At 57.1% G+C, this 7,187-nt stretch carries 7 protein-coding genes and 1 pseudogene; 3 read left to right on the top strand and 5 right to left on the bottom strand.

Going from position 1 to position 7,187, the window contains the following annotated elements; all coding sequences use genetic code 11:
- The first annotated feature begins 96 nt into the window (after nucleotides 1–96).
- The gene (locus HQL44_11300) at nucleotides 97–1,518 is read left to right on the top strand and encodes a bacteriohemerythrin (protein ID MBF0269167.1); all 1,422 of its coding nucleotides are present in this window, start codon (nucleotides 97–99) and stop codon (nucleotides 1,516–1,518) included.
- A gap of 68 nt (nucleotides 1,519–1,586) precedes the next feature.
- Here the strand turns inward: HQL44_11300 and HQL44_11305 are convergent, their stop codons facing one another.
- Together HQL44_11305 and HQL44_11310 are read right to left on the bottom strand one after the other, a co-directional pair.
- Complete coding sequence (locus HQL44_11305) at nucleotides 1,587–2,660, bottom strand: hypothetical protein (protein ID MBF0269168.1); 1,074 nt, start codon at nucleotides 2,658–2,660, stop codon at nucleotides 1,587–1,589.
- Entirely contained in the window at nucleotides 2,657–3,805 is a 1,149-nt protein-coding gene (locus HQL44_11310; protein MBF0269169.1) for a hypothetical protein, read from the bottom strand. Before HQL44_11310 ends, HQL44_11305 begins: the two co-directional genes overlap by 4 nt.
- A gap of 308 nt (nucleotides 3,806–4,113) precedes the next feature.
- Here HQL44_11310 and HQL44_11315 point away from each other — a divergent pair, with 308 nt between their 5' ends.
- Both HQL44_11315 and HQL44_11320 read left to right on the top strand, forming a co-directional pair.
- The gene (locus HQL44_11315; protein ID MBF0269170.1) at nucleotides 4,114–4,395 is read left to right on the top strand and encodes a DUF1778 domain-containing protein; all 282 of its coding nucleotides are present in this window, start codon (nucleotides 4,114–4,116) and stop codon (nucleotides 4,393–4,395) included.
- The gene (locus HQL44_11320) at nucleotides 4,395–4,871 is read left to right on the top strand and encodes a GNAT family N-acetyltransferase (protein ID MBF0269171.1); all 477 of its coding nucleotides are present in this window, start codon (nucleotides 4,395–4,397) and stop codon (nucleotides 4,869–4,871) included. The genes HQL44_11315 and HQL44_11320 overlap by 1 nt, the downstream gene beginning before the upstream one ends.
- A 263-nt stretch (nucleotides 4,872–5,134) precedes the next feature.
- Here the strand turns inward: HQL44_11320 and HQL44_11325 are convergent.
- From HQL44_11325 to HQL44_11335, 3 genes and pseudogenes are all read right to left on the bottom strand, one after another.
- Nucleotides 5,135–5,299 (bottom strand): annotated as a pseudogene (locus tag HQL44_11325) (ATP-binding protein).
- Between the two features lie 205 nt (nucleotides 5,300–5,504).
- The gene (locus HQL44_11330) at nucleotides 5,505–6,404 is read right to left on the bottom strand and encodes a GGDEF domain-containing protein (GenBank protein MBF0269172.1); all 900 of its coding nucleotides are present in this window, start codon (nucleotides 6,402–6,404) and stop codon (nucleotides 5,505–5,507) included.
- 316 nt (nucleotides 6,405–6,720) lie between these two features.
- On the bottom strand, nucleotides 6,721–7,035 hold the full coding sequence (locus tag HQL44_11335; protein MBF0269173.1) for a hypothetical protein: 315 nt from the start codon (nucleotides 7,033–7,035) through the stop codon (nucleotides 6,721–6,723).
- Nucleotides 7,036–7,187 lie beyond the last annotated feature (152 nt).

Here is a 7,187-nt window from a genome sequence, read left to right on the forward strand (position 1 = left end):
GATTGTAACCTTGTGGACCGCCATTCACAGGCCATGCATATGCTGTCAATATTTTATGCCTATTTAAACAATCTGCATCGTCTTTAGGAGCTGCGAATGTCCCATCTTGATTCCGAGACGAGGGAATCACCCTTGGATCGTCTTGAAGCGACGCCAGCATTGTCGATGGCCGAGGCCTTCGACAGCCTGGACCAAGCCGTGCTTATTCTGGATGCCCGCGCCAGAATCGCATTTGCAAGCGCCAAATATCGCCGTCTGTTCGACCTGAAGGAGCGCGTCTGCCACGCCAAGGCCGATTACGCGGCTATCATTCGGATATTTTCAGAACGCGGCATGTTTGGCCAAGATATCGACGACGCCATCTTGGAAGAAAGACTGGCCCCGGTTCGCAACAGGCAAAGAATCTGCCGCCAATGGCTGTTGCTTGATGGGCGCATGTTGGAAGAGACGGGAGCGCCGCTGGACAGCGGCGGCTACGCTTTCAGTTACGCCGAAATTAAGACCGAGCTGGCCGCATCAGTGCAGCTTAAGAACGCCAAACGCGCCACCGTGCTTGCCCTGGCCGACTTGGCCGAGTTTCGCGACACCGACACCGGCGAGCATGTGATGCGTGTGGCGCGCCTGACCCAGGAGATCACCCGCGCACTTGACAACGCCAGGGTTTTTCCCAACGAGATCGACCAGGATTTCCGCGCCCAAATCGGCTTTGCCAGCATTCTGCACGATGTGGGCAAGGTGGCGATAGGCGACGATCTATTAAGAAAGCCGGGGCTGCTTGACGAGGTCGAGCGGCTGGCCATGCAGGAACATTCCGCCGCCGGAGCCGCCATCTTGACCAAGGCGCTGTCCTTAGCGCCCGACAGCGAGTATTTGCGCATCGCCGCCGAGATTGCCCGCTACCATCATGAACGCTATGACGGATCGGGCTATCCCGAGGGGCTTTGCAAGAACAAGATACCATTGGCAGCCCGCATCGTTGCCGTCGCCGACGTCTTCGACGCCCTGACCAGCGACAGAACCTACAAGCGGGCATGGACCGAGGAAGAGGCGATCAATTATCTGGCCCAGCAAGCGGGACGTCAGTTCGATCCGCAAATCATTTCAGCGACCCTGCTGGTTCTTGAGGAACGTCGCAAAACGCCGGTCATCCGCTGGTCGGAGACGATGAGCGTCGGCCATCCCGTTCTTGACCGCGATCATCAGACGCTGATCGGTCTGGTCAATCAGATGAGCCTGCCCGCCAATCGCTGCGACCGGACGGTGCTGGAATTCGTGCTGGACGAGCTGTTGGGCTATACGTCCGCCCATTTCACGCGAGAAGAGGAGCATCTGCGCCGGATCGGTTTTAGCGGCATCGAGCGCCACGAGGCGATCCACCGCGATCTGGTCGATGAGCTAAGGGCCATCCGCGCGAATTTCTACGAAGGCAACGACAGCCTGGGCGACAAGGTCGCCAACTTCGTGGCCGACTGGCTGCGCAACCATATCTTGCTTGAAGACAAAAAATACGTGGTCTGATCCTGCTGCTTCATGCGGCATGCGCCCCACCCTGCCGGAAACATCCCGGCAGGGTGGCGAGCGCGTCCTTAGAACATCGCCATCATCACCATGGCTGTCGCCGTACACAGCACCAGCAAGGGAATGGCCCAGTTCATGTAGACGAACAATTCGTTCTGCACATGATGGCCGAACAGCTTCTTCACGGCATTGAAGCGATAGAAGACAATGCCGATGGCGATGCACAGGCCCAGCAAGAAGTAGTTCAAGCCGAACAGGCGCATCACCGGATTGTCGCCAACCGCCAGATTGACGAAGCTTGAATTCACCGTGAAGTTCAAGCCGACGACGGCGAACAGGCCGCCGATGCTGATATTGGTCAGTTCCGTCGCATCGACGGTGAACTCACCGTCTTCCATCTTGTTCAGCCACAAGGCCAACAGCGGAATCAGCAGCGATGAGAAGAGCGGCACGAAGATGGTGGCCAACAGGCTGGCCTGATCGCGCTGGATCGCCAGCCCCACCGTTACGCCGGTATTCATTTCGCCGCGCCAAGATGGAACCGGGGTCGGAGCCAGTTCGACCAGCCCCACCGTCCAGCCATCGATTTCCTTAATGTAGCGCGTATTGCTGAATTCCAGTTCGTCCTGGCGGAAATCGAACTGCACTTTCTGCAAGGGTTCGATGCGCGACAGAATTTCCACCGTCAGAAGCTGGTTGTCGAAAGGAAATTTTTCCAGCGGGAAGTCGGTGTTGAAAGTGGCCGTGGTGCGCTGAAGCAATTCAGCTTGGCCGTTGGGATAGATGCGCAGGCCGGTCTTCTGGAAGGTCGGCTCGCCGCTCATGTTTCCGAACTCGGAGCGGGGATTCCAGATTTCGCTTAGCTTCTTCTCGGCGGCGTCTTCCTTATAGTCGACATAGCCGGTTGACGAGGCCTGCGACGGCGGATAGGCCAAGCGCAAGTCGCGCCAACGCAGGCGCATATCCACCGTGGCGGTGAAGTTGCCTTCGTTCTCGTTGATCGCCTTCACTTCGACGAAACTGAGACCGGCGCGCACCAGAACCGGGAATCCCTGTCCCCAGGGCAGTTGCGCCGGGTCGTCCTGCGCTGCGGCCCCGAAGGCCTGCAGCGAGAACAAAATTGCGAGCAGCCAGCGAATCATTGCGCACCCGCCTTGCTGCCGTCCGCTGACTGGCGCGCGCGCAGGCTTTCGTAATGTTCCGCCAACTCGCCGATCTCGCCATAGAAGCCTTCGCTGCTTTCGATCGGCTGGGCGTCTTCGCCCTTGACCAGACTTTGGAAACGCTGGTTGAGGGCGGCCAGCGGGCTGGCGATGGCGCCGCGCACGATCACGATGATCACGCCCGCCATGAAGACGAGGCCGAACAGGGCGAACATGCTCAGCCAAATCAGGGATTGGCCCAACGTGCTGCGCGTCGGGCTGAAATCCTTGGCCGTGATGATCATGCCCAACATGTCGCCCGCCGAATTCAGCAGCGGAACCGCGACCACGCCATAGGCCGTGCCCTGGAATTCCGCGGTATAGGGATTGCTGGCGATGCTGGGATCGGACAATTCGGAATCGGTCACCAGATTGCGCAGCAATTCCCAATTGGTCGAACCGTATTTGATGAAGCGGCCCATGCGGTTCTTTTCGGAATAGACGTCGCCGCCCAGATCGGGCGCTGCCGACTTAAGCCTCGCCTCGTCCATGAACAGCGCCGATTCCAGCCCATAAGCCCGCTTGATGCCGTCCAGAACCAAATTGAAATTGCTGCCGAACTCGAAGCTGCCCACCGGCTTGCCGGCGCGGTCGAACACCGGAGCCACGCCGAACACGCCAGGCCCCGAGCGCGAAATCGACAGACCCTTGCGGGCCACATTGTCCTTGTTCACCGCCACCACGATGGGGCGGTAGGAAGTTAAGTCGTCGCCGAACTTGGGCAGATTGTTCAAGCGCAGCAGCGAGGTGGCGGGGGCAAGGTGAAACTGCGCCTGATCGACGCCGAACTTGTCGCGCTGTGTCTCGAACATCAGCTTCAATTCGGCGGCCAGACCATCGCGGTCCTTTTTGGCAACCATGTCGCGCACATTGGGCAGGCTGGCAACCAGTTCGGCCCTGGCCAGCGCTCGGGTCTCAAGACCCTGGATGTTGAATTCGACGATCTTCTTCATCAGCTCGTACTGGCTGGTCTCGGCCTTTTCGGTGCTTTGCACGAACAGATTGCTGGTCAGATAGGCGACCGCCGCAAAAATGATCAACAGCGAGCCAAGCAACGTGGCCAGCGCTTTACGCTGAAATGACATGAATCTTCCCCCCTAAAGGATTGAATGCGGACATGGCTTGGACCCAGAAGGCCCTACCCTCACCTTGGGGATGCGATGTGGACAGGATGTGGATTGGATATGAACGGCCATCCACATCACGGCGAAGCAAGCGATAATTATTGATTTTCAAAGACTATGGTGCTTGGGGGGATTGGGCGATGGCGTGCCGCGGGGGATGAAAGCGGGAACTTCGAGATTGCCGTTACTCTCTAAGAGGGGGGACGGGCACGGAATTGGATACACATTGTGTATCTAATGTGCTAGGGTTCCCGCTAAGGAGAATAGCCATGCAATCGCACCCTTCCGCCTCAGCGACCCATGCCGTCAATCTGCGGGTCCGCGATGATGTCCGCACCCTGATTGACAGGGCCGCCAAGGCGCACGGCAAAACGCGTTCGGATTTTATGATCGATGCGGCTAGGCGGGCGGCGGAGGAGGCGTTGTTGGATCAAACCTTCGTGCGCGTTGATCAACAAACCTACGACCACTTTCTCAAGGTTCTCGACCAACCGCCCAAGGGCAAGGGATTCGAGCGCCTGATGAAGGCGAAGAAGCCCTGGACTCCCTGATGCTGTCGGCCCCGGTTCTGCTATCAGATCAGCATGGGCTTGATACATTTGCTTGCGGTGTCGCCAGCCTTGACGATTGGCTGAAACGGCGCGCGCGGCCAAACCAGATCAGCGGGGCCTCCCGATCTTATGTGGTTGCCGAGGGGCAGCGAGTTGTCGGCTATTATTGCCTTGCCTCGGGTGCGTTGGCGTTGAACGAAGCCCCCGGCAAGGTGAAGCGCAGCATGCCCGATCCGATACCTATGTCGATTCTTGGCCGCTTGGCGATTGACCTGACTTGGCAGGGCAAGGGATTGGGTGTTGCCCTCTTGCAAGATGCCGTTATCCGCACATCCGAAGCCGCAGACATTCTTGGCATTCGCGGGCTGCTGGTTCATGCGATTTCCGAAGAAGCCAAGGCCTTTTACGAGCGTTTTGGTTTCATCGCCTCGCCCACGCAGCCGATGACGCTGGTGCTGTCACTGAAAGAACGGTGACGACAAGAAAGTTCGTACTTTCATCTCCTGCGGCAAAGCAGGAAGTCAAACCGTTACAAGGTGATGGAAATATTGGCGTCCCCTAGGGGATGGCCGACGCGTTCCAATAACTAACTGATTTTATGGTGTTTCACCGTCATTGTCCGCAGCGTGTCGTGACACTATCGGGACAATTTTTCGGGTCAGGGATCGGGACAAACAGGTCAGATGTGGGCGAATCCGTTTAAGCGAGCAGTTCGAGAGATAGAACCAGCCCCAGCCAATCACCTTGAGATAGGTGAAGTCGTTCTGCCACAGCTGGTTGCCATCATCTTGGCATCTCCGAACACCGATGGCCATTCACCGAAGGCCAGATTGGTGGTCACGATCACCGTTGTTTGTTCGTAGAGCTTGCTGATCAGGTGTAAGAGCAACTGGCCACCCGACTGTCCACCACGCAGCGCTACATCGAGGTCAACGATCAGATGATGCCGCTGCGGTAGAGGTGCTGTAGCTGCGTCCTGGCGGATGACCGGGATGTGCCAGAAACGGTCACTCAAGATAAGGCGAAATATAACTTGATTTGATGGCGCGGAGCGCCGATCACCTCTTCGCCGCAACTGACAATCCTCATTCAGATTGTCGCGCCATATCTTAACCAGCAGTTGAGTTTTGCAGGTCATCAGCTGCTTCGTTGGGACCAAATTCACGCTGCAGGATGCGGTCTCTGCCGGTTCTTTTCGCCTCATACATCAGCCCGTCCGCATCGGCCAACATCGCCCGGAAACTCGGCGGCGGCTCAACGTAGCAAGCAACCCCAATGCTGAAGGTCACAGGCCAGTCGTTGGCCCTCATTAGCTCAAGGAGTGCAAGCCTTAGGTTATCAGCATAACGCCCGGCAGGAACCGGCCCCATGTCCGGGAGCAGTAGGGCGAATTCGTCACCACCTAGTCGGCCGGCCACGTCACAGGCCCGAATATGTTTCCGCAATCCTTCGGCTACGACCCTGAGCAATTGGTCCCCGACGTGATGGCCGAGAGTGTCGTTGACTTCCTTGAAGCGATCAAGATCGAAAAAGATAGAGGTAAACGGGGTCCGCTGCCGCACCGCCATCGCCCAGGATTGGTGCCCAACCTCTTCAAATGCCCGCCGGTTCGGCAAACCGGTCAGTGGGTCCTTGAGGGCCATCGTGTGGAAGTAATCGTAGAGGGTCCGCATCTGTGAGATCAGGAATAAACCGGTCAGCAAGATCACATACCGCATCCCGGTATTGACAAGCAGGATAGTGTGCGTCTCGTGTTGGTCTAGCAGCCAGTCGGCCCAAAGCCAAAGTACAATCGTCAACGTGGAGATCACCACGCCAAAGGCGGCACCAAAAGTCCAAGCAGCAATAACGACAGGCAAACTAAGGAAAAGATGGAACTCATACTCGAGACCCAAATGAAAGTGTGCGCCAACAAGCAATGCCACCACCAGCACGATAACGACCATCGTTACCGGGCGGAGCAGACCCGAAGGCTGCCAGAAGATAATTCGTCTTAATACCGGATGCATGCCCCCCCACGCGGCCCTTGCAATCCTGAAACAGAATACAAGCCGTCATTTCCCAGATGGGCGGCTTATCCGCCCCTGATTGGCGCCAGAATAGCCAAATTCCGATCCAACCGGAAGGGTGATCATGACGCTGGCCGATCATCGCCACCTTGAGCGATGACCCCATGATCAGACTGCCCGCCGTGGCCGCATGATAAACCGGCCAAGCCTCGCCGGAGAGCGCGGTACTCTTGCTTATTTCCGGTACGCGCTGGCACGCAGATTCGTGGCACAAGAATTCGTCAATCCAGCCACAAAATCATGGTGCCACGATTTTTCAAATCCGTGGTCCCGCGCTAACGCTGTCCTTTGTCATTTTTTGGTACACCGCCGGAAGGGCCTGCATCGATGTGAACGCCCCGTTCCTATAGTGCGCCTTGTCTCTCTTTTCACTTTTCGTGGTACCGGCAGTTTGAACAATCCGTGAGTCCAAGATTTTGCAAATCGGCGGTACAAAGTTTTGCTCGCGGTTGGTGTTTTGGGCGGCTCCACGCATCGGTGACTCTGCTGGCACAAAATCAACGCCATCGGCGGCGATTTCGCGGTACTGTGAAATCGCATCCTTATCTATCGATTGGTTTTTGGAAAACACGGGAGACGCCCCAGTACCGCAAGCTCCCTATGAGCCAACAGACATACTCAGAAAATTTGCAGCAACTCGACGCGGCTGATTGGCGGTTTCGCGTTTACGATTTTTTGACATCAATCCGAGCCGATTGGTCGGTCTCCTCATAGGTAGTGCAA

Source organism: Alphaproteobacteria bacterium (assembly GCA_015231795.1).
Taxonomy (GTDB): domain Bacteria; phylum Pseudomonadota; class Alphaproteobacteria; order Rhodospirillales; family WMHbin7; genus WMHbin7.